Source organism: Azotobacter salinestris (genome assembly GCF_009363155.1).
GTDB classification, from domain to species: domain Bacteria; phylum Pseudomonadota; class Gammaproteobacteria; order Pseudomonadales; family Pseudomonadaceae; genus Azotobacter; species Azotobacter salinestris.
Genome location: NZ_CP045302.1, coordinates 1,442,957 through 1,464,832 on the forward strand (window position 1 = coordinate 1,442,957; position 21,876 = coordinate 1,464,832).

The 21,876-nt window shown below is 62.9% G+C and carries 17 protein-coding genes; 6 read left to right on the forward strand and 11 right to left on the reverse strand.

Annotated elements, in window-relative coordinates:
- Nucleotides 1-21: 21 nt before the first annotated feature.
- Both putA and GCU53_RS06790 read right to left on the reverse strand, forming a co-directional pair.
- Nucleotides 22-3,189, reverse strand: coding sequence for a bifunctional proline dehydrogenase/L-glutamate gamma-semialdehyde dehydrogenase PutA (gene putA, locus GCU53_RS06785; RefSeq protein WP_152386932.1), 3,168 nt, complete (start codon nucleotides 3,187-3,189; stop codon nucleotides 22-24).
- A 68-nt stretch (nucleotides 3,190-3,257) separates the two neighbouring features.
- Nucleotides 3,258-5,282, reverse strand: a complete 2,025-nt coding sequence (locus GCU53_RS06790; protein ID WP_208845497.1) for a TonB-dependent receptor — start codon at nucleotides 5,280-5,282, stop codon at nucleotides 3,258-3,260.
- A gap of 169 nt (nucleotides 5,283-5,451) precedes the next feature.
- On the opposite strand from GCU53_RS06790, the gene lon reads away from it, so the two are divergent.
- Both lon and GCU53_RS06800 read left to right on the forward strand, forming a co-directional pair.
- Nucleotides 5,452-7,851 (forward strand): endopeptidase La, encoded by a 2,400-nt coding sequence (gene lon / locus GCU53_RS06795; protein WP_152386934.1) that lies wholly within the window; start codon nucleotides 5,452-5,454, stop codon nucleotides 7,849-7,851.
- Nucleotides 7,852-8,245: 394 nt separating this feature from the next.
- Nucleotides 8,246-9,406, forward strand: a complete 1,161-nt coding sequence (locus GCU53_RS06800) for an iron-containing alcohol dehydrogenase (RefSeq protein ID WP_152386935.1) — start codon at nucleotides 8,246-8,248, stop codon at nucleotides 9,404-9,406.
- Between the two features lie 22 nt (nucleotides 9,407-9,428).
- On the opposite strand, the gene GCU53_RS06805 is transcribed toward GCU53_RS06800, so the two are convergent.
- Nucleotides 9,429-10,232 (reverse strand): IclR family transcriptional regulator, encoded by an 804-nt coding sequence (locus GCU53_RS06805; RefSeq protein ID WP_152386936.1) that lies wholly within the window; start codon nucleotides 10,230-10,232, stop codon nucleotides 9,429-9,431.
- A 186-nt stretch (nucleotides 10,233-10,418) separates the two neighbouring features.
- On the opposite strand from GCU53_RS06805, the gene GCU53_RS06810 reads away from it, so the two are divergent.
- The 4 genes from GCU53_RS06810 (at nucleotide 10,419) to GCU53_RS06825 (ending at nucleotide 12,847) form a co-directional block, all read left to right on the forward strand.
- Nucleotides 10,419-10,814 (forward strand): protease inhibitor I42 family protein, encoded by a 396-nt coding sequence (locus GCU53_RS06810; RefSeq protein WP_152386937.1) that lies wholly within the window; start codon nucleotides 10,419-10,421, stop codon nucleotides 10,812-10,814.
- 87 nt (nucleotides 10,815-10,901) lie between these two features.
- Entirely contained in the window at nucleotides 10,902-11,645 is a 744-nt protein-coding gene (gene cmoA / locus GCU53_RS06815; RefSeq protein WP_152386938.1) for a carboxy-S-adenosyl-L-methionine synthase CmoA, read from the forward strand.
- A complete protein-coding gene (gene cmoB, locus GCU53_RS06820; RefSeq protein WP_152386939.1) occupies nucleotides 11,642-12,601 on the forward strand; it encodes a tRNA 5-methoxyuridine(34)/uridine 5-oxyacetic acid(34) synthase CmoB in 960 nt (319 codons plus the stop codon). The genes cmoA and cmoB overlap by 4 nt, the downstream gene beginning before the upstream one ends.
- 39 nt (nucleotides 12,602-12,640) lie before the next feature.
- Entirely contained in the window at nucleotides 12,641-12,847 is a 207-nt protein-coding gene (locus tag GCU53_RS06825; protein ID WP_152386940.1) for a DUF2905 domain-containing protein, read from the forward strand.
- Here GCU53_RS06825 and pdxJ read toward each other — a convergent pair.
- From pdxJ to lepA, 8 genes are all read right to left on the reverse strand, one after another.
- Complete coding sequence (gene pdxJ / locus GCU53_RS06830; protein ID WP_152386941.1) at nucleotides 12,844-13,590, reverse strand: pyridoxine 5'-phosphate synthase; 747 nt, start codon at nucleotides 13,588-13,590, stop codon at nucleotides 12,844-12,846. The two genes, GCU53_RS06825 and pdxJ, sit on opposite strands and share 4 nt — an antisense overlap.
- Nucleotides 13,583-14,275 carry a DNA repair protein RecO gene (gene recO, locus GCU53_RS06835; protein WP_152386942.1) on the reverse strand — a complete coding sequence of 231 codons (693 nt, stop codon included), beginning with the start codon at nucleotides 14,273-14,275 and terminating at the stop codon, nucleotides 13,583-13,585. Before recO ends, pdxJ begins: the two co-directional genes overlap by 8 nt.
- A gap of 212 nt (nucleotides 14,276-14,487) precedes the next feature.
- Nucleotides 14,488-15,867 (reverse strand): polysaccharide lyase family 7 protein, encoded by a 1,380-nt coding sequence (locus GCU53_RS06840; protein WP_152386943.1) that lies wholly within the window; start codon nucleotides 15,865-15,867, stop codon nucleotides 14,488-14,490.
- Between the two features lie 1,181 nt (nucleotides 15,868-17,048).
- Nucleotides 17,049-17,951, reverse strand: coding sequence for a GTPase Era (era, locus tag GCU53_RS06845; protein WP_152386944.1), 903 nt, complete (start codon nucleotides 17,949-17,951; stop codon nucleotides 17,049-17,051).
- Nucleotides 17,944-18,633, reverse strand: a complete 690-nt coding sequence (rnc, locus tag GCU53_RS06850) for a ribonuclease III (protein ID WP_152386945.1) — start codon at nucleotides 18,631-18,633, stop codon at nucleotides 17,944-17,946. Before rnc ends, era begins: the two co-directional genes overlap by 8 nt.
- Nucleotides 18,630-19,007 (reverse strand): DUF4845 domain-containing protein, encoded by a 378-nt coding sequence (locus tag GCU53_RS06855; RefSeq protein WP_152386946.1) that lies wholly within the window; start codon nucleotides 19,005-19,007, stop codon nucleotides 18,630-18,632. Before GCU53_RS06855 ends, rnc begins: the two co-directional genes overlap by 4 nt.
- A gap of 93 nt (nucleotides 19,008-19,100) precedes the next feature.
- A complete protein-coding gene (gene lepB / locus GCU53_RS06860; protein ID WP_152386947.1) occupies nucleotides 19,101-19,952 on the reverse strand; it encodes a signal peptidase I in 852 nt (283 codons plus the stop codon).
- 4 nt (nucleotides 19,953-19,956) lie between these two features.
- A complete protein-coding gene (gene lepA / locus GCU53_RS06865; RefSeq protein ID WP_152386948.1) occupies nucleotides 19,957-21,756 on the reverse strand; it encodes a translation elongation factor 4 in 1,800 nt (599 codons plus the stop codon).
- Between the last annotated feature and the right edge of the window lie 120 nt (nucleotides 21,757-21,876).

A 21,876-nucleotide genomic window follows, 5' to 3' on the forward strand; every position in this document is an offset into this window, starting at 1 on the left:
ACGATCGCGAGAACGTCGCCCTCAGTCTCCTTCGGTCAGGGACAGCAACGAGGCATTGCCGCCCACCGCAGCGGTATTGATGGCGGTGGAGCGCTCCTGGACGAAGCGCAGCAGGTAGTTCGGCCCGCCGGCCTTCGGCCCGGTCCCCGACAGGCCGCAGCCGCCGAAAGGCTGCACGCCGACCACCGCGCCGATCTGGTTGCGGTTGACGTAGAGATTGCCGACCCGCGCCAGCGCCTCGATGCGCCGGGCGGTCGCCTCGTTGCGGCTGTGCACGCCGAGAGTCAGGCCATAACCGCTGGCATTGATCGCCGCAACCACCTGCTCGAGATCCTCCGCGGCATAGCGCACCACGTGCAGGATGGGGCCGAAGTGCTCCCTCCTGAGCTCGCCGATTCCGCCGATCTCGAAGGCGACCGGAGCAAGGAAGTGGCCGTTCAGACCGGGCGTCAGGCTCGCCTCGGCGAGCAGGCGCCCCTCGCTCTTGAGCATGTCGACGTGCTCCAGCAGTCCCTGGCGGGCCTGTGCGTCGACCAGCGGCCCGATATCGGTGTCCCGACGCTGCGGCAGACCGATGCGCAGCTCGGCCATGGCTCCCCGGAGCAGGTCGATCACCGGCCCGGCGATTTCGTTCTGCAGATAGAGCACGCGCAGCGCCGAGCAGCGCTGCCCGGCGCTGGTGAAGGCCGAATGCAGGGCATCCTTGACCACCTGCTCGGGCAGCGCGGTGGAATCGACGATCATCACGTTCTGCCCGCCGGTCTCGGCGATCAGCGTGACCAGCGGCCCGTCGCGCCAGGCCAGACGACGATTGATCAGGCGCGCGGTTTCCGTGGAGCCGGTGAAGCAGACCCCGGCCAGGTGCGGATCGGCGCAGCAGGCAGCCCCCAGGCTGGGACCGTCGCCGGGCAGGAAGGCGATCGCCTCCTTCGGCAGGCCGGCGGCGAACAGCAGCTCGAGGGCACGGGCGGCGATCAGACTGGTCTGTTCGGCCGGCTTGGCCAGCACACAGTTGCCGGCGACCAGCGCGGCGGCAATCTGCCCCAGGTAGATCGCCAGGGGGAAATTCCACGGGCTGATGCAGAAGAACAGACCGCGCCCCTCGTAGAAAAGCTCGTTGCGCTCGCCGGTCGGCCCCCGGAGTTCCGTGCGCCCCAGGGTCAGACGCGCCTGCTGGGCGTAATAGCGGCAGAAGTCCACCGCCTCGCGTACCTCGTCGAGGCTGTCCTGGATGGTCTTGCCGGCCTCCAGGATACACAGGGCCACCAGTTCGGCACGGTCCTCCTCGAGCAGATCGGCGAGCCGCTCGAGAATGGCGGCGCGCTGCTCCACCGGCGTGGCGTTCCAGCGCGGCCAGGCGGCGGCGAGCCGCTCCATGGCCAGGCTGACCAGCTCGCTACCGGCGCACCATTGGGTTCCTACCACGCGGTCGAGGTCCTGGGGAGAACGCACCTCGTGCACCTCGCCGGCGAGAACCTGGCCGTCGACCAGCGGCGTCGCCTGCCAACGGTGCTCCAGCTTCACCCGCAGGGCCCGTTCGAACGGCTGCCACTGGCTGCGCACGTTCAGATTGATGCCCCGCGAGTTCTTGCGTCCCGCCCCGTGGATGTCCACCGGCAAGGGGATGCGCGGGTTGGCCAGGCTGCTGCAGCGGCGCAGTTGCTCCACCGGATGCTCGATCAGGGTCTCGACCGGAATCCGCGGATCGACCAGCCGGTGCACGAACGAGGAGTTGGCACCGTTCTCCAGCAGACGGCGGACCAGATAGGGCAGCAGTTCGCGGTACTCCCCCACCGGCGCGTAGATGCGCACCCTGACCCGCCGCTGCTCGAGGAGGCAGTCGTACAGTGCGTCGCCCATGCCGTACAGGCGCTGGAACTCGAAATCGCGCGGCGTGTGAGGCTCTCCGGCCATGGCCAGAATGCAGGCGACGGTATGCGCGTTGTGGGTGGCGAACTGCGGATAGAGCACCCCACGAGTGTGCTCGCCGAGCAGATAGCGGGCACAGGCCAGGTAGGAGGTGTCGGTCCCCTCCTTGCGGGTGAACACCGGGTAGCCATCCAGCCCCTGCACCTGGCACTGCTTGATTTCGCTGTCCCAGTAGGCGCCCTTGACCAGGCGCACCGGAATGCGCGTATCCAGCTCGCGGCCGAGCAGGGTCAGCCAGACCAGTACCGGAAGCGCACGCTTGGAATAGGCCTGCACCACCAGGCCGAATTCGCCCCAGCCACGGATTGCCGGGTCGCAGAGCAGCTTCTCGAACAGCTCCAGGGACAGCTCCAGGCGATCAGCCTCCTCGGCGTCGATGGTAATCCCGACGTTCACCGAGCGGGCCAGTTCGGCCAGTTCCCGCACGCTGGCGAACAGCTCGACGAGCACGCGCTGGCGCTGCGCCACTTCGTAGCGCGGATGCAGCGCCGAGAGCTTGATCGAGATCGACGGTCGCGGCCCGTTGCCAACCTGCGGCTCACGGCCGAGGGCCTCGATGGCCAGGCGGTAGTCGGTCAGGAAGCGGTCGGCGGCTCCCTCGGTCAGGGCGGCTTCGCCGAGCATGTCGAAGGAGTGGCTGTAGCCACGCTCGCGGGCCCGGCGCGCGTTGCGCAGCGCCTCGGCGATATTGCGGCCGAGCACGAACTGGCTGCCCATCAACTTCATCGCCTGGCTCAGGGCAGCGCGGATCACCGGCTCGCCGGAGCGCTGCAGGAGCCGGCCGATCACCTTCTTCGGCCGGCCGTCGGAGCTCTCCGGACTGACCAGCCGGCCGGTCATCAGCAGGCCCCAGGCGGCGAAGTTGACCAGCAGGTTGTCGCTGTGCCCGAGGTGCTGCGCCCATTGCGCCGCACTCAGCTTGTCGCGGATCAGGGCCTCGGCGGTGGCCGGGTCGGGCACCCGCAGCAGCGCCTCGGCCAGGCACATGAGCATCAGCCCCTCCTGGGTATCTAGGCTGTACTCGCGCAGCAGGGCATCCAGGGTGTCCTCCGCATTGCCGCGGCGGCGCACCGCCTCGATCAATGCACGGGCATGCTCGCGAATGGCCGCGATACCGGCCTCGCCGGGATCGGCCAACGGTAGCAGCTCGCTCAGCCAGGCTGCCTCGTCGACGCAATAGTTGGCGCTGATGATCGGAAAGAATTCTCCAGCACTGGTGTCGAGCACATCGCCCTGCAGAACCCGACTGGCTTTGAACATCACCCACCTCCTTTTGCCATCCTCGGATTAGACGATAGCAAGCGGCAGGCAGGCCAGTCGCTACGAATTCAGAACATCATTCGCAACCCCAGGGTCAGGTTGCGTCCGGGCTGTACGACGTCGTCCTTGATGAAGGAGCTGTGGTCGCGGGCCTTCTCGTCCAGCAGGTTGTCGCCCTTGAGGTAGATCTGATAGTCGGCATGCCGGAGCGCCCCATGATGGGTAAGGCTGGCGCCCAGCATGCTGTAGCCGGAAGTCTCGGTCTCATGGTCGGCCAGACGCTGCTGGTGGTTCACCCGGTAGAACTCCAGCTGACCGTCGAGGCTGGGGGTGAAGCCGTGGTCCAGGCGCACGCCGAGACGCCCGGCGGGAATCCGCGGCAGGTCGCCGCCGCCATCGCGCAGCTTGCCGCGCACATGGTCGCCGAACAGGGTCAGCGCGGTGGCGTCGGTGGCCTGGAAGCGCACCTCGCCCTCGGCGCCGGTGAATAGCGCATCCTGCTGCCGGTACTCGATCTCCCGATAGCCGGAGCCGATATCGCGGCCGGTGTCGGCGGCGTAGATGTAGTCGTCCACCTGGTTGCGGTACAGGGTCAGGCTGAAGGTGGTGCGCCCGGCGAACTTGCGCAAGGTCAGCTCGGCGTTGTGCGAGGTTTCCTCGTCCAGGCCTGGATCGCCCAGCTCGACGGTGCGGGTCGCCGCGTGCGGACCGTCGGCGTACAGCTCCTCGGCGCTCGGCAGGCGTTGCGAACGGCTCAGCGACAAGCCGAGCGAGTACTCCGGCGCGAAGGTCCACACCGCACCGGCGGAGAACGAAGTGCCACGGTGGTCCTTGTCCGGTCGGCCCTCGGCCTCGATGTCCTGCCACTCGTGGCGCAGGCCGAGCTCGTAGCGCCAGGCGCCGGCGGTGTATTCCTCGAGCAGGAACAGCGCGTGGTTGCGGGTGATGGTCGGCGGTACGTAGGCCTCCTCGCCGGTGGCCTCGAAGTCACGGCGCAGAGTCTGTCCGCCGAGCACACCGCGCCAGCCGAACAGCGGCTGGTGGGTCAACTCCAGGCGGGCGTCGCTGGCGTCGTTGTCGAAGCGGGTGTCGACCCGGCCTCCTTCGATTTCTTCATGGCGGTAGTCGCTGTGGGAGACACGCAGACGCGCCAGTTCGAAGCCGGGTAGCGGGTCCTTGAGCTCGCCGCGCAGGTCCCAGCGGTACTGGCGCAGGTCCACATAGGGCACGCCTTCCCCCTCGTCTTCGTGCTCCTCGTCTTCGTGCTCCTCCTCCCCATGCTCCTCGCCGCAATGCCAGGCCACCCCGTCGAGATGGCAGTCGGCATGCTGATGGCCGAGCAGCCCATAACGGTTGTTCTGTTCGCTGTAGGCCACGCCGAGGTAGCCGCGTTCGCCGATGAAGCTGGCGCCCAGGCTGAAGGTATCGGTGTCGTTGAAGGAACCCTCCTGCTTGCTCGGCGAGCCATGGATCTCGTAGTCGTCGGCCTGACGCTTGACCCCCTCCACGCGCACCGCGAAATTGCCAGCGCCGGCGGTGATGCCGAACACGCCGGAGCCCTCGTTGGCCACGCTGTTGGCACGCAGCTCCAGCTCGCCCTCGTAGCCGTTTTCCGGAACGTAGGTGGGCACCTTCTTGTCGATCACGTTGACCACCCCACCGATCGCGCCGCCACCGTAGAGCAGGGTCGCCGGCCCCTTGAGCACCTCGATGCGCTCGGCCAGCAGCGGCTCGCTGGTCACCGCATGGTCCGGGCTGACGTTCGAGGCGTCGAGCACATCCACGCCGTCGCTCAGCATCTTCACCCGCGCGCCCTGCTGGCCGCGGATGATTGGCCGCCCGACACCCGCACCGAAGCTCGCCGAACGCACGCCGGGCAGGCCTTCCAGGGTTTCGCCGAGGGTCGCCTCGCGGCGCAGGATCAGCTCGTCGCCCTCCAACACCTCGGCCGGCGTGGTCATTTCGTGGGGCTTCTTGGCCAGGGCGCTGGCGCTGACCACGGTGGATTCCAGTTCCACCGGCTCGCTCGCCCAGACGGCCGGAACCAGGGTCAGTCCGAGGGTCCAGGCGAAGGGATGGCGCTTCATGCAAATCTCCAGAGTACAGATGACGAAGGACCAGGCAGACAGGCAGGCCACGTCGGGGTGGCGAATCTATCATGTTATATCATAACAATTAAGACCTTCCCGACGGCCGCTTCATCGTTTGAAAAACCACGCCAACACCCCATCTAGTCAACAAAGTTGCTAGACAAGGTGAGTCATGAACGACCAGGAAATCGCAACCGAGATCGTCGACGCAGAGACCACGGCCAACAGTCTCGTCCTGCCCGAACAGACCCTGCCCGAACAGGTCTACGTCATTCCGATCCACAACCGCCCGTTCTTCCCTGCCCAGGTGCTGCCGGTGGTGGTCAATCCCGACCCCTGGGCGGAAACCCTCAAGCGCGTGGTCAAGACGCCGCAGCACAGCCTGGCGCTGTTCTACATGGACCCGCCGCCGGAGAGCGCCGAGGAGTTCGACCCGGACAAGCTGCCCGAGCACGGCACTCTGGTGCGCGTGCACCACGCCAGCCAGGAGGGCGGCAAGCTGCAGTTCGTCGCCCAAGGCCTGGCGCGGGTGCGCATCCGCGGCTGGCTGAGCCGCAAGCCGCCGTACTTGGTCGAAGTCGACTATCCGAAGAGTGCCCAGGATCCGCGCGACGAGGTCAAGGCCTACGGCATGGCGCTGATCAACGCGATCAAGGAACTGCTGCCGCTCAACCCCCTGTACAGCGAGGAGCTGAAGAACTATCTGAACCGCTTCAGCCCAAACGACCCCTCGCCCCTGACCGACTTCGCCGCCGCGCTGACCACCGCGCCGGGCGACGAGCTGCAGGAGGTGTTGGACACCGTGCCGGTGCTCAAGCGCATGGAGAAGGTCTTGCCGCTCTTGCGCAAGGAGGTCGAGGTCGCACGCCTGCAGAACGAGCTGTCCGCCGAGGTCAACCGCCAGATCGGCGAGCGCCAGCGCGAGTTCTTCCTCAAGGAGCAGCTGAAGATCATCCAGCGCGAGCTGGGCATCACCAAGGACGACAAGAGCGCCGACACCGACGAGTTCCGCGCCCGCCTGGAGGGCAAGAGGGTGCCGCCGGCGGCGCGCAAGCGCATCGACGAGGAACTCAACAAGCTGTCGATCCTGGAAACCGGTTCGCCGGAATATGCAGTCACCCGCAACTACCTGGACTGGGCGACCAACATCCCTTGGGGCGTCTACGGCGAGGACCGGCTCGACCTGGCGCATGCCCGCAAAGTGCTCGACCGGCACCACGCCGGGATGGACGACATCAAGGCGCGGATCATCGAGTTCCTCGCCGTCGGTGCCTTCAAGGGCGAGATCGCCGGCTCCATCGTGCTGCTGGTCGGCCCGCCCGGGGTCGGCAAGACCAGCATCGGCAAGTCGATCGCCGAATCCCTCGGCCGGCCCTTCTACCGCTTCAGCGTCGGCGGCATGCGCGACGAGGCGGAGATCAAGGGCCACCGGCGCACCTATATCGGCGCGCTGCCGGGCAAGCTGGTGCAGGCCTTGAAGGATGTCGAGGTGATGAACCCGGTGATCATGCTCGACGAGATCGACAAGCTGGGCGCCAGCCACCATGGCGATCCGGCCTCGGCGCTGCTGGAGACCCTCGATCCCGAGCAGAATGTGGCCTTCCTCGATCACTACCTCGACCTGCGGCTGGACCTGTCCAAGGTGCTGTTCGTCTGCACGGCGAACACCCTGGACTCGATCCCGGGTCCCCTGCTCGACCGCATGGAAGTGATCCGCCTGTCCGGCTACATCGCCGAGGAGAAGTTCGCCATCGCCAAGCGCCATCTGTGGCCGCGCCAGCTGGAGAAGGCCGGGGTGCCGAAGAACCACCTGTCGATCAGCGACGGCGCGCTGAGGGCGGTGATCGAGGGTTATGCTCGCGAGGCTGGCGTGCGCCAGCTGGAGAAGCAGCTGGGCAAGATCGTGCGCAAGGCGGTGGTCAGGCTGCTCGAGGATCCCGAAGCCAAGGTGAAGGTCGGGCCCAGGGACCTCGAGGACTATCTGGGCATGCCGCCGTTCCGCAAGGAGCGGCGCCTGGAGGGCGTCGGCATCATCACCGGCCTAGCTTGGACCAGCATGGGCGGCGCCACCCTGCCGATCGAGGCGACACGCATCCATACCCTGAACCGCGGCTTCAAGCTGACCGGCAAGCTCGGCGAGGTGATGAAGGAATCGGCGGAAATCGCCTACAGCTACGTCAGCTCGCACCTCAAGCAGTACAAGGGCGACCCGACCTTCTTCGACCAGGCCTTCGTCCACCTCCACGTGCCGGAGGGCGCCACGCCCAAGGACGGCCCCAGCGCCGGCATCAGCATGGCCAGCGCCCTGCTGTCGCTGGCCCGCAACCAGGCACCGAAGAAGGATGTGGCGATGACCGGCGAACTGACTCTCACCGGTCAGGTGCTGGCCATCGGCGGGGTCCGCGAGAAGGTGATCGCCGCTCGCCGGCAGAAGATCTTCGAACTGGTCCTGCCGGAAGCCAACCGCGGCGATTTCGAGGAGCTGCCGGCCTACCTCAAGGAAGGCCTCAGCGTGCACTTCGCCAAGACCTTTTCCGACGTGGTCAAGATGCTGTTTCCCGACAAGCCCTGACCCTTCCGGGCGGGCGGCCCGTGCCGCCCACCGCCCCTGCTCCAGTATCCTCCGGGCGACTCAGTGCGCCCTCTGCAAGGCTCCCGCCTGCCAGCCCCCAGATTGCCCGGGTTGTCCGACCTTGGCTTGACACCTGATATATCGTCAATAACGATACAAAACATATCGCTTTAACAAGAACAACCAAGGAAAACGTCATGCCCACCGTCCTCGGCACAGACCTGCCCGCCTGCCCGTGTATCCCGCCTGCCGGCGCTCCGCAACCTGACCCACAGGCAGACCCATCCCGGCACCTTCACCAGCGTGGTCGGCGATTGGCCTGCCGCCCCTGCGCCCAGGATCGCTCCGGGCGCCGTCTCCGGTGCCTCCCGATCCCCTTCAGAGGAGAATCCCCGTGTCCGTGCAAGCCATACTGCCGCGCATCATGGAAATCGGCGCCGGCGCCAGCCAGAAGCTCCCCGAGGTGCTGTTCGCCCTCGGCTGCCGGCGGCCGCTGCTGGTCACAGACCGGATGATGGTTCAGCTCGGCTACGCCGCACGCCTCCAGGCGACTCTGGCCGAGCGCGACATTGCCTGCGAACTGTTCGCCGACACCGTCCCAGAACCCACCGCAGCCTCCATCCAGGCAGGCGTGGCCAAGGTGCGCGAGGGCGACTACGACGCCATCGTCGCCCTCGGCGGTGGCAGCCCGATCGACAGCGCCAAGGCCATCGCCATTCTCGGCCGGCATGGCGGACAGATCCGCGACTACCGTTTCCCCTGTCAGGTGAACGAGGCCGGCCTGCCGATTGTCGCTATCCCCACCACGGCCGGCACCGGCTCCGAGGTGACCCGCTTCACCATCATCACCGACGAGGCCAGCGATGAAAAAATGCTCTGTGCCGGAATCGGCTTCATGCCGCAGGCGGCGCTGATCGACTACGAGCTGACCCTCTCGCTGCCGGCGCGGACCACCGCCGACACGGGCATCGATGCGCTCACCCACGCCATCGAGGCCTATGTCAGCCGCCGGGCCAATTCCTACAGCGATAGTCAGGCGCTGGCGGCCATGCGCCTGATCGGTCCGAACCTGCCGCGCGTATACCGCGATGGCAGTGATCGGGCGGCACGCGAGGCGGTGATGCTCGGCTCGACCTTGGCCGGCGTGGCCTTCTCCAACGCCTCGGTGGCCTTGGTGCATGGCATGAGCCGGCCGATCGGCGCCTTCTTCCATGTGCCGCACGGGCTGTCCAACGCCATGCTGCTGCCCAGCGTCACCGCCTTCTCGATCCCGGCCGCCGAACGGCGCTATGCCGAGTGCGCACGCGCCATCGGCGTGGCCGCCGAGACGGATGACGACGCCCGGGCGAACGAGCGGCTGCTCGCCTTTCTCCATGAGTTGAATGCCGAACTCAAGGTGCCGACCTTGGAGCAGTTCGGCGCCGAGCGTGCGCGCTTCGAGCAACTGCTGCCGACCATGGCCGAGCAGGCGCTGGCCTCCGGCTCCCCCGGCAACAATCCGCGCGCGCCCGATTGCGCACAGATCGTCGAGCTGTACCGAGGCCTCTGGCGCTGAACGACGCCTGTAGGTAGACCGGTCAGACGGGCCGAACGCCGTCCTGCGGGCTCGCCTCGAGCAGCAGTTCGGCCAGTTCGCCGGCGGCACGGCGTAGCAGAGGCGCCATCGCCTCGAGTTCGCTCAGGCTCCGGCGCAAAGTCGGCGCATGTACGAAGAGGCAGGCATGCAGGCGCCCATCCGGCCCGTGGATGGGCACCGAGCAGGCGACCATGCCGTCGATGAATTCCTCGTTGTCCACCCCCAGGCCGGTCTCGCCGATGACCCGCAGGGCAGCCTCAAGCGCCTCCGGATCGGTGATGGTGTTGCGCGACAGCCGCTCAAGCGGCAGGCTGCGCAGGATCTGCTGGCGACGCGCCCTGGGGAAGCTGCTCAGGTACAGCTTGCCGCTGGCCGAGCACCACACCGGGACATGGGAACCGATCGGCAGATGGATCTGCAGCGGCCAGTTGCACTGCACCCGGTCGACATAAACCATGTCGATGCCATCGGGTATGGCGATACCGCAGGTCTCGCCGGTTTCCCGCGCCAAGCGCTGCAGGATCGATTGGCGCAGCGCCTTGTGCCGGCCCGCATACAGCACGCCCATGGCGATCCGCTGCAGCCGGTCGCCGGGAACGACCGATCCGCGCGGGTTCAGCTGCAGGTAACTCTCGGCCTGCAATTGCTGCAGCAGGCGGTGGATGCTGGGTCTGGGGATGTCCAGCATGAGAGCCAGCTCGGCCGGGGACAGCGCGCGCTCCGCCTGCGCGACGGCCTCGATGATTTCCAGGACGCGCGCGATGGAAGACCCCTTGCTCCTGCGCTCCGCCCACTCACCCGTCATCCGAAAGCTCCCCCTTGGCTGCATCGCTTCATCCATCGGCGCGCCTGCGCCGCTGCCATTCTCGGTCCCATCTGGCACGCCTGTCCAACCGCGCCATAGCGACACGGCAGAAGGCCACAATCGCAGCACTGCAGACAGCCAGGCTTCCAGCTATGCTCCCCCATCATCTTCGCCAGGAGACCCTGCATGCGCCTTGCCCTGCCATACCTGCTGCCTCTCGGCCTCATCTGGATGACGGGCTGCACGCACAACGGCAGCACCACCGTCACCCTCGAGGAGGACAGTGACTGCCCGCTGCAACTGGAAAGCCGCCAGCACCTGGTGCTGAGCCTGCCCAGCAACCCTTCCACCGGCTATCGCTGGCAAGTCCGCGAATCCGCCGCACGGGTACTGCGCAGCCTGGGTCCGGAAGTCTACAGCGAAGCGGAAGAATCCGGAGTGGTCGGCAGCGCCGGGCAGTCGACTTGGCGCTTCCAGGCCGTGCAGGCCGGCAAGGACAACCTGCTGCTGGTCTACCAGCGGCCCTGGGAGGTCGGCAAGGAGCCGGAAAAGGTCTTCGACTGCGCCATCACCGTCGAATGACCGCCTGGCGCACACCGCCCGTTGCCGCTGTATGGGCAGGGCGCTCTTGGCTAAAATGCCGGCCCTGTCCCAAGCTGCGGAAGCCATGTGAAACACTCCCCCGACCGCCTCTTCGCCCAGCCCCTCGCCGAAGTGCCGGACTTCACCTTCAACGAAGACGTGGCCCGGGTGTTCCCGGACATGATCAAGCGCTCGGTGCCGGGCTACCCGACCATCGTCGAGAACATCGGCGTGCTCGCTGCGCAGTTCGCCCGGCCCGGCACCCGCCTCTACGATCTCGGCTGTTCCCTCGGTGCCGTTAGCCAGGCACTGCGCCGCCATGTGAAAAGCGAAGGTTGCCGGGTGATCGCGGTGGACAATTCGCCGGCCATGCTCGAGCGCTGCCGCGAATACCTGCACGCCCAGGACGCCATGTTCCAGGAGCTGCTGCCGGTGGAGACCATCGAGGCCGACATTCTCGCCCTGGAGCTCGCACCGGCCTCCCTGGTGGCGATGAACTTCACCCTGCAGTTCATCCCGCCCGAACGCCGCTTAGACCTGCTCGGCCGCATCCACCGGGCCCTGCTGCCTGGGGGAGCGCTGATCCTCTCGGAGAAGCTGCGCTTTGGCGATGCCGAGGAGCACGCCCTGCTCGGCGAGTTGCACGTCGCCTTCAAGCGGGCCAACGGCTACAGCGAACTGGAGATCGCCCAGAAACGCAGCGCCATCGAGAACGTGATGAAACCGGACAGCCTCGAGGAACATCGTCTACGCCTGCAGGCCGCCGGCTTTCGCAAGGTCGTGCCCTGGTTCCAGTGTCTCAACTTCGCCTCGCTGATCGCCCTGCCATGATCGACCTGTATCCCCTCGTCCGCCGCCTCGCCGGCACCCCCCTGGCCGCTTGGGCCGACAGCCTCCCGGCACAGCTGGATGAGCGCCTGACCCGCAGCCATGGTGACCTGCAACGCTGGCAGGCAGCCCTGCAGGCACTGCCCCCGTTGACTGTCGAGCGCATCGAGCTGGGCGAGCGGGTAGGTCTTGCCGGCACCTGCGATGACTACACCCGCGCCGCCCTGCGCCAGGCCCTGCTCGGCTTGTCGCCGTGGCGCAAGGGGCCTTTCGACCTGTTCGGCGTGCATGTCGATACCGAATGGCGCTCGGACTGGAAGTGGCAGCGGGTCGCTCCGCACCTGGACCTGCGCGGCCGGCGCATCCTCGATGTAGGCTGCGGCAACGGCTACTACATGTGGCGCATGCTCGGCGCCGATGCCGACTGCGTGATCGGTGTCGATCCCAACTGGCTGTTCTTCTGCCAGTTCCTCGCGCTCCGGCGTTATCTGCCGGAATTGCCCGCCTGGCACCTGCCGCTCGCCCTCGAGGACCTGCCGGAAAAGCTGGAGGGGTTCGACACGGTGTTCTCCATGGGCGTGCTTTATCACCGCCGCTCGCCCATCGACCATCTGCTGGCGCTCAAGGACTGCCTTCGCCGAGGGGGCGAGCTGCTGCTGGAAACCCTGGTGGTCGACGGCGACGCCACGACCGTGCTGGTGCCGGAAAATCGCTATGCCCAGATGCGCAACGTCTGGTTCCTGCCTTCGGTGGCGGCCCTGGAGCTGTGGCTGCGCCGTGCCGGCTTCGTCGAGGTGCGCTGCGTGGATGTCGCCGTCACCTCCGTCGAGGAGCAGCGCGCCACCGAATGGATGACCTTCCAGTCTCTGCCAGACTTTCTCGATCCGACCGACCCCGGCAGGACGGTCGAGGGCCTGCCCGCACCGACCCGTGCAGTGCTGCTGGCCCGCAAGCCCTGAGCCCGTCCCGCCCCTTGCCCGAACGAAGAAGGTGACTGGATGGCCCGCTGGCTGATGATCCTCGGGGCGGCCCTGTTGCTGCTCGGCATCGCGCTGCACTATGCGCCCTGGCTGTTCGGCTGGTTCGGTCGCCTGCCGGGCGACATCCGGGTCGAGACGGAGCGCGGCAGACTCTTCATCCCCTTCACCTCCATGCTGTTGATCAGCCTGGTGGCGAGCCTGCTGATCAACCTGTTCCGCCGTTAGCGGCGCATGGCGGCGCCCAGCATCAGGGTCTTCATCTCCCGCACCGCCTCTTTGAAACCGACGAACAGGGCCTGCGCGATGATGGCATGGCCGATGTTCAGCTCGTGGACCCCCGGAATCGCCGCCACCGGCTCGACGTTGTGGTAGTGCAGCCCGTGACCGGCGTTGACGATCAGCCCGTGGCTCAGACCGTACTCCACGCCATCGCGGATGCGCGCCAGCTCGCGAGCCGTCTCCGCCGGCGTATGGGCATCGGCATAGCGACCGGTGTGCAGTTCGATGGCCGGCGCACCGATACGCGCGGCGGCCTCGATCTGCCGCGGCTCGGCGTCGATGAACAGCGACACTTCGCAGCCGATGCGTGCCAGACGCTCCACTGCGGCGCGGATGCGCGCCTCCTGACCGGCGATGTCCAGCCCCCCCTCGGTGGTCAGCTCCTGACGGGTCTCCGGGACGAAGCAGGCGTGCGCCGGACGGATCTGCTCGGCGAAGGCAAGCATCTCCTCGGTGACCCCCATCTCGAAGTTCATCCGTGTCTGCAGCACCTCCTTGAGCACCCGCACATCGCGCTCCTGGATGTGCCGGCGGTCCTCGCGCAGATGCACGGTGATGCCGTCGGCGCCGGCCTCCTCGGCATCCAGCGCGGCCTTGACCGGGTCCGGATAGCGGGTGCCGCGGGCCTGCCGCAGGGTTGCCACATGATCGATGTTCACGCCCAGCAGGATACGATTGGCTTCAGTCACGGGGGGGCTCCTTGAGATTCATGAAGAGTTCGCGGCTGACCAGCGGCCGACCACCAAGATGAGGCGCCAGGGCCTGGCGCATCAGGCGCTTGGCCGCGGCCAGGGCACCGGGAAACTGCCAGTCGGCTTCGGCCATGGCCAGCAGCTCGCCGCCCTGGAACAGGCCTGGCTGCAACTGGTCAACCAACTCCAGCCCGACATCGGGCAGCAAGCGGTAGAGCCTCTGGACGTGCACGGGCTGATCATGCAGATCGCGGTCCAGGGAAAAACCATAGCCCAGCTCCACCAGCAGACGCCATTCGAAGGCACGCAGCAAAGGCTCCAGCGGACGCCCAGCCGCCAATGCGTCAAGCGTGAGAGCGTAATGATCGAACAGGGATGGGTGTGGATCTTCCAGAGGCAGCAGACGGATCAGCAGCTCGTTCAGATAAAGCCCGCTGAACAGGCTTGAGCCAGTCAGCCAGCAGGGGATGCCATTGCTTTCCAGACGGGCGACGCTCTTCAGTTCGCCTCGACCGCGCAACTCCAGCTCCAGCGGCACGAAGGGTCGAGCCAGACTGCCAGACTTGCCGCGCGCGGAGCGCAGCACTGCACGCAGTCGTCCTTGCGGGGTGAGGAAATCTGCCAGCGCGCTGCTTTCCTTGTAAGGACGGCTATGCAGGATAAAGGCAGGTTGGTTGGGCATTGTGTGGGAAGGCAGGAAAGATCCGTTTCCTGCCTTTTTCCGACTCTAGGGCAGTCTGCTGAAAAACCCCTTGGCCAGCATGAAGCTGCGCTTTTTCAAACGGGGACAAGACATTTTACACTGGGTTCTGTCTGTCTTTCACTCTGAATCAGCGAATCGAATGGAGCATGACACTGAAACGAGGTCTTTTTCAGCAAACAGCAAAATAGCCGTTAGACAATGAGCGCGTTGGCATCCGTCACACTGTCATCGACACCAACAACCGTCACGAGCGCGACATCTGCGGTAGCCCCTTGGGCTCCGTCGACATCGACGTGCAATTGGTGAGTGTTGTCGGCAACTTCCTTGAAGCCGATAAACCCATTGGCAGTCAGCTCCTGCAGGGACATGTCGCTCCCGCCAGCGGAGAAATTTTCCACCAGAGCGGAAATATTGATTACATCTCCACCACGGAAGTCGGTAATGGTGTCCCCTGCGCCCTCAAGGCTGGCGAACACGAACTTGTCGGCGCCGCTCCCACCTTCGAGCAAGTCCTTGCCAGGGCCGCCCTGCAGCACGTCGTTGCCTGCATTGCCATGGAGCTTATCGTCGCCGGCATTCCCGTAGAGTTTATCGTTGCCAGTGTTCCCGTACAGCTCGTCAGCACCGTCACGGCCATATACCTTGTCATCCCCGCCATTTGCACGAATGACATCATTCCCCTTGGTTCCAGAAAGGGAATTTGCGCCGCTGTCGCCTTTCAGGGTTGCAGGAGCTGTGGAAGAGGAAGTGGTGCTGTCTGCGGTAGTGCTATTGGTCTGGCTCTCGGCATCAGTAACAGTGTTGGTAGCGGTGGCCGTGCTCCCTTTGCTCTGCCCCTGCAGACCGGCAAGGCCGGTACCGCTTTTATGGCCGAAATCCAGGCCATAGAAGGACACTTGGGCACTACCCGAACCATTGCCCTCATTGACCCCCAAGTAAGCCCCGGCCTTGAAGTAGAGCTCATCCGACTGCCAGACAGAATTGATCTTGGTGGTTGAGGTGTATGTATTGCCATCGGCGTAGGCTTCGACCGTCAGCGTATCACCCTTGGCATCGATCTTGTAAGAGAACTTTTCGTTCAGCGAGATGTTGGGTTCATTGCCATTGGAGTCCTTGAGAGCAAAGGTCGTCTCGGCATTCTTGGACCCGGCCCGGTCATTTACAAAATAGACTTTCCCGTTCTCATGATAAAGACGAACAAGCTCATCATCCTTACCATGAATCTGGCCGATGACCACTCGACCGGGGCTACCATCGGACTTTTGCGGAACCTTGTCTACCTCGAGGGTTGCCGTCATGGTCCCCCCCTCGCTGAGCTTCCAGGCGGCCCGATCGCTTCCGTTCATTTCGCGCAGTTCGGAGCGCGCATACTTGGAGCCGCTGGTTGTTGCGCCATCTGCCATGGCAGAAAAAACCATGGCCTTGTCCGCTGCATCGTAGAAATAGCTTGAGTTTTCATACCCCCCAAGATTTTTTACTTCTACGGCTACACCACTGGTGCCGCCCTTACTGTCAACCGGCAAAGTGAGTTTCCAGTTGCGAAGGTCGAAATAATCCGAGTTGTAAGCCATTTTTCCTCTCAGTTGTTCATTTGCTTTGATCACATCCTGTGAGTTGATTGAAAAACGCCAAGCCGGACAGCAGATCACCACCCTCAATTGGAAAGGGTAAAAAATGAATTGCAGACCCCACTAAACCGACTGGCTCGAGGCAGCCACCCAAAGAGGCGGCAATACTGGACAGTCCGAACCAGGCTCATACCACGCCATCCAGTTCGGCTCTGAAAAACGCATCAGACTACGGAGCAGCCCGACAGAATGAATTAGCCACTGCATTACCCCCGAGAAAACTCAGCATTCGGCGCCAGCTATATTTCAGACGCGGAATCCCCCAAAGAGAATGCTGGCAGGACATAAGCGCATCTATACGGAGCGCCTCTCCCCAGAACCACACCAGCATTACTATAAAACAGCCCCATAAACCCCGGGGCACAAGGCAGCAAAGGGCAAAATTGTTGGATATCGCCCAAAGTACACTTCAACAAGAACAACCAGCCTGAAAATCCCAAGCATGCTCGGCCACTTATCCAAGTCTGAGAAATAGGCAGGAATCTAGCACCGATCATTCATTATAATAGCGGCGAACTTTGAATCTCCGCACATTGGATATCACACTGGAAATTCTGCCCACATACTCATATGACTACTGCAAAAACCAGACTATACTTGCCTTTAAAACGCCACCGATTTTGACCAACTTTGCCGAAGGTTTCCAGTCCGTTCGTCGCTTCGCTTAAGCGAGGCGGCAGCTCAGCTTTTCACAGATAACTATATCGTTATGACAAATATTCAAAACAATAACGCTTAAGGGATCGAATCAGTCAAAGAATACAATTTATATTGCCATCAAATAGCCATAATATTTCACGAAATATTAACATTTGATCTTTGTTGAAAGCAGTGAGATTACAATTCAATCACAAGGAAGTAAGGCGGAGGATATACAAGAGATCTGTACGGCCCGGCTCAGTTTCGATTGCAGGAGAGGCGCGCCATGACATGCCTCTGTAGCCCCGTTTGAGAGGAGCTACAAGGCACATGGATTCAGGAGGAAGGCCCGTCATTTGCCGGGCATGCAGTGGAGCCAGCGACTGGCTCCGGGGGGGGACGAAGAAGATTGAGTCGAACTGGCGACAACGCATAAGCCTTGCCTGACGATTCAGAAAATCCTTGTGAACAGAGAGAATGGGATGCTAATTATCACGATAACCCAATGAATGAAGGGCCCGCTCGTCGTCGGACCAGCCGCCCTTCACCTTTACCCATAGGTTAAGCATGACCTTGGAATTAAAAAGCACCTCCATGTCCTGGCGAGCTTCCTGACCGATACGTTTGATCCGCTCGCCCTTCTCGCCGATGATGATTTTCTTCTGCCCCTCGCGTTCGACCAAGATCAGCGCGTGGATGTGGAGAGTCCGCCCCTCCTGCTTGAAATCCTCGATTTCCACGGTGACCTGATAGGGCAGTTCGGCCCCCAACTGGCGCATGATCTTTTCCCGTACCAGTTCGGCGGCGAGGAAGCGGCTGGAGCGGTCGGTAATCTGGTCCTCCGGGAAGAAATGCTCGCTCTCCGGCAGGCGCTCGGCAACCAGCCGCTCCAAGGTATCCAAGTTTTGCCCATGCAGCGCGGAGATGGGCACGATTTCGGCGTTGGGCAGTTGCTGCGCCAACCACTGCAGATGCGGCAGCAGTTCGGCCTTGTCCTCGAGACGGTCGGCCTTGTTCACCGCGATTAGCAACGGTCCCTGCACATACTGAAGACGATCGAGCACCAGTTGGTCCTCTTCGGTCCAGCGGGTGCGATCGACCATGAAGATCACCACATCGACATCTTTCAGCGCTGCCGAGGCGGTCTTGTTCATGTAGCGGTTGAGCGCCTTGTCGTTCTGCTTATGCAGGCCAGGGGTATCGACGTAGATTGCCTGCACATCGCCTTCGGTCTTGATGCCCAGCATGTTGTGCCGGGTAGTCTGCGGCTTGCGCGAGGTGATCGCCAGTTTCTGTCCGAGAATGTGATTGAGCAGTGTGGATTTGCCCACATTCGGGCGGCCAACGATGGCCACGTAACCACAGCGCAGCGGGCTTGCCTCACTCATTGCCGTTCTCCACTCCGAGGGCCACCAGTGCTGCCGCCGCCGCCACCTGTTCGGCAATGCGACGACTGGCACCCTGACCATAGGTCTTGTCGTTCAGAAGGGCTACCTGACATTCGACGAAGAATGTCCGGCAATGGGGTTCTCCCTGGATGTCCACCACTTCGTAGCGGGGCAGTTCGCAGGCCCTGGACTGAAGAAACTCCTGCAGACGGGTCTTGGGATCCTTGTTGGTATCGACCAGGGTCAGGCTTTCCAACTCGCCAGCCAGCCAGCCGAGTACACGCTCGCGTACCGTATCCAGACCGGCATCGAGATAAATGGCCCCGATCAGCGCCTCCAGAGCATCGGCAAGGATGGATTCGCGGCGAAAGCCTCCACTCTTCAGTTCGCCCGAACCAAGTCGCAGGTGGTCGCCAAGATCGAAGCCGCGGGCCAGCAAGGCCAGGGTCTCGCCCTTGACCAGCCGCGCCCGCAGGCGCGACAGTTGGCCTTCCTTGGCTTGGGGAAAACGCTCGAACAAGGCTTCACCGGCGACAAAGTTGAGGATGGCATCGCCGAGAAACTCCAGCCGCTCGTTGTTGCGGCTGGCAAAACTGCGATGGGTCAGTGCCAGGAGCATCAGATCCTGGTTCTTGAAGGTATGGCCGAGCTTGCGCTCGAGACGATTCAGAGATGAGCTCACGGCATGGGTACACGGAATTCTTTGTCGAAATTCACCACCAGATCGAGATTCTCGATCAGGGGTTCGCGCTTTTCGTATTTTAGATGAGCGCGAAACTCATTGTTTTCCAAGGTCACTTTCAGTACCTCTTGCAGATCCAGATCCCGGAGGTTGTTGACCTGCATACCTTTGCTGACATGAGCATAGAAGTCTCCGATGCTGCGGATATCGGCGGCTCGCTCCGTTTCGATGGCAGTGATGATTTTCTCCATGGACATATAGTCGAAATAGTGAGGCATCATCTTGAATGCCGTACTGGCGAAAAACGCCACCACGGCCAGTACAACCAACCAGCTCAGTATCGACAGGCCTTTCTGCGAATGCGGGAATTTCATGCTTGATCTCTTTCGTCCAGCCATTGACGGTGGATACAGCCTATAAGGCGATCGCCCTACCGTGCTGGCGAATACCGCACATTTGTCGAGGACTCAGTGGATCAGGCCGACACGGGCGAAATTTGGCAGATTCTGCAATTTGGGCTCCGGCCAACTCATCCAGACAGCAAAAGCCTTGCCGACGATGTTCTCGTCCGGAACCATGCCCTGCATCTCATCAGCGATCTGCGGGTCACTCCAGTATCGGCTGTCGTTGGAGTTGTCGCGATTGTCACCCATCATGAAGTAATGCCCTTCCGGCACGACCCATTCACGTGAGGGCTCGGCATTGCGCCTGGTTTCCTTGCGAATCAGATGTTCGACATCGCCGAGTTGCTCCCTGTAGAGCACTGCAGTGCCCAGAACGCCCGACGCCTTGCCCAGCAACTGCTCGGGAACCGGCGCTCCGTTGACGAACAGCCGCTTGTCGCTGCCATAACGGATATGATCACCCGGCAAGCCAACTACCCGCTTGATGTAATTGATGCTCGGATCGCTGGGGTAGCGGAACACCATGACATCGCCACGTTGTGGCTCGCCTACTTCGATCACCTTGGTGTCCAGCACCGGCAGACGGATGCCATAGGCGAACTTGTTCACCAAAATGAAGTCACCCACCTCGAGGGTGGGCTTCATCGAGCCGGAGGGAATCTGGAAGGGCTCTACCAGAAAGGAGCGCAGGACCAGCACTATGGCCAGCACCGGGAAGAACGACTTGCCATACTCGACCAGTAACGGCTCCTTGTTGAGACGGTCCACCACGCCCTGGTCGGGTTGGCCGACGCTGCCCTCGTATGCAGAAACCGCCGCTCGCCGGCGCGGTGCCAGCACGAGCAGATCCAGCAGGACCAGCACACCACTGATCAGCACTGCCAGCACCAGCAACAGGGGGAAATTGATCGACATAGGGCTAACTATCTACCTTGAGCACAGCGAGGAAGGCTTCCTGTGGAATTTCGACACTGCCGACCTGCTTCATCCGTTTCTTGCCGGCTTTCTGCTTCTCCAGCAATTTGCGCTTGCGGGTGACGTCGCCACCATAGCACTTCGCCAAAACGTTCTTTCGCAGCGCCTTGACCGTGGTCCGCGCTACAATCTGTCCGCCAATGGCGGCCTGAATAGCCACATCGAACATCTGCCGGGGGATCAGTTCCTTCATCTTCTCGGTAAGGGCCCGGCCCTTCTGGTGGGCCTTGTCGCGATGCACGATGAGCGCCAAGGCATCCACCTTGTCGCCATTGATCAGGACATCCAGCTTGACCAGATTGGCAACCTGGAAGCGATCGAAACTGTAATCCAGCGAAGCATAGCCACGGCTGACCGATTTCAAGCGGTCGAAGAAATCCAGCACGACCTCGTTCATCGGCAGGTCATAACTGATCTGGACCTGGCTGCTGAGGAACTGCATATCGCGCTGGACACCACGCTTTTCGATACACAGATTGATAACATTGCCCAGATGCTCCTGCGGCACCAGAATGTTGGCACGCACGATCGGCTCGCGCATTTCGGCAATGGAAGCCAGATCCGGCAACTTCGACGGGTTGTCCACATTTACCGTATCGCCATTCTTCAGCAGGACCTCGTAGACCACCGTTGGTGCCGTGGTGATCAGATCCAGGTCGTACTCACGCTCCAGACGCTCCTGGATGATCTCCATGTGCAGCATGCCGAGAAAACCGATGCGGAATCCGAAACCGAGTGCATCCGAACTTTCCGGCTCGTACTGTAATGCGGCATCGTTCAGCGTCAGTTTCTGCAGTGCCTCGCGGAAATCCTCGAAATCATCCGAACTGACTGGGAACAAGCCGGCATAGACCTGCGGCTTGATCCGCTGGAAGCCCGGCAGCATGCCCACGTCGGGCGTGCTGGAAAGGGTCAGGGTATCGCCTACCGGCGCACCATGAATGTCCTTGATACCGGCGATGATGAAGCCCACTTCGCCCGCCTTGAGGTCGGGCATCTCGGTGTGCTTCGGAGTGAAGACCCCGACGCTGTCCACCTGGTGGACCTTGCCGGTGGACTTCACCAGAATCTTGTCGCCCTTCTTCACTCGCCCGTGCTTGACTCGCACCAGCGAGACTACACCGAGATAGTTGTCGAACCAGGAGTCGATGATCAGCGCCTGCAGCGGCGCTTCAACTTCACCTGCGGGAGGTGGAATGACTTGGACCAGATGCTCGAGCACGTCAAGAACGCCCATTCCGCTCTTAGCGCTGCAGGGAACGGCATCGGTGGCATCAATGCCAATGATGTGCTCGATCTCGTCCTTGACCCGCTCCGGCTCTGCCTGGGGCAGATCCATCTTGTTCAGCACGGGCATCACTTCCAGACCCTGCTCGATGGCGGTATAGCAGTTGGCGACCGACTGGGCCTCCACCCCCTGACCGGCATCCACTACCAGCAAGGCGCCCTCGCAGGCAGCCAGGGAGCGGCTGACTTCGTAGGTGAAGTCGACGTGGCCGGGGGTATCGATGAAGTTCAACTGATAGGTTTTGCCATCCTGCGCTTTGTAGTGCAGGGTCACGCTATGCGCCTTGATGGTGATACCACGCTCGCGCTCGAGATCCATGGAGTCCAACACCTGGGCCTCCATTTCTCGCTCGGAAAGGCCGCCGCAGATCTGAATGAATCGGTCTGCCAATGTCGACTTGCCATGATCGATATGGGCAATGATGGAGAAATTGCGGATATGACTGAGGTCACTCACAGTTCAGCACTCAAAAGGGCTCGGGCGGGCTAGCCGTCGAAAATAGCCGGTGAGTTTAACTGATCAATATTACCAACGTCACGCACTACCCTCTCTTGACAGGCATGAAAAAGGGCGGTG

Excerpts from the sequence above, each read along its gene's own strand:
- putA (WP_152386932.1), bottom strand. The coding sequence starts at position 3,189 with ATGTTCAAAGCCAGTCGGGTTCTGCAGGGCGATGTGCTCGACACCAGT.
- lepB (WP_152386947.1), bottom strand. The coding sequence starts at position 19,952 with ATGTCGATCAATTTCCCCCTGTTGCTGGTGCTGGCAGTGCTGATCAGT.
- cmoB (WP_152386939.1), top strand. The coding sequence starts at position 11,642 with ATGATCGACCTGTATCCCCTCGTCCGCCGCCTCGCCGGCACCCCCCTG.
- GCU53_RS06805 (WP_152386936.1), bottom strand. The coding sequence starts at position 10,232 with ATGACGGGTGAGTGGGCGGAGCGCAGGAGCAAGGGGTCTTCCATCGCG.
- lon (WP_152386934.1), top strand. The coding sequence starts at position 5,452 with ATGAACGACCAGGAAATCGCAACCGAGATCGTCGACGCAGAGACCACG.
- GCU53_RS06840 (WP_152386943.1), bottom strand. The coding sequence starts at position 15,867 with ATGGCTTACAACTCGGATTATTTCGACCTTCGCAACTGGAAACTCACT.
- GCU53_RS06855 (WP_152386946.1), bottom strand. The coding sequence starts at position 19,007 with ATGAAATTCCCGCATTCGCAGAAAGGCCTGTCGATACTGAGCTGGTTG.
- GCU53_RS06825 (WP_152386940.1), top strand. The coding sequence starts at position 12,641 with ATGGCCCGCTGGCTGATGATCCTCGGGGCGGCCCTGTTGCTGCTCGGC.
- recO (WP_152386942.1), bottom strand. The coding sequence starts at position 14,275 with ATGCCCAACCAACCTGCCTTTATCCTGCATAGCCGTCCTTACAAGGAA.
- GCU53_RS06810 (WP_152386937.1), top strand. The coding sequence starts at position 10,419 with ATGCGCCTTGCCCTGCCATACCTGCTGCCTCTCGGCCTCATCTGGATG.
- era (WP_152386944.1), bottom strand. The coding sequence starts at position 17,951 with ATGAGTGAGGCAAGCCCGCTGCGCTGTGGTTACGTGGCCATCGTTGGC.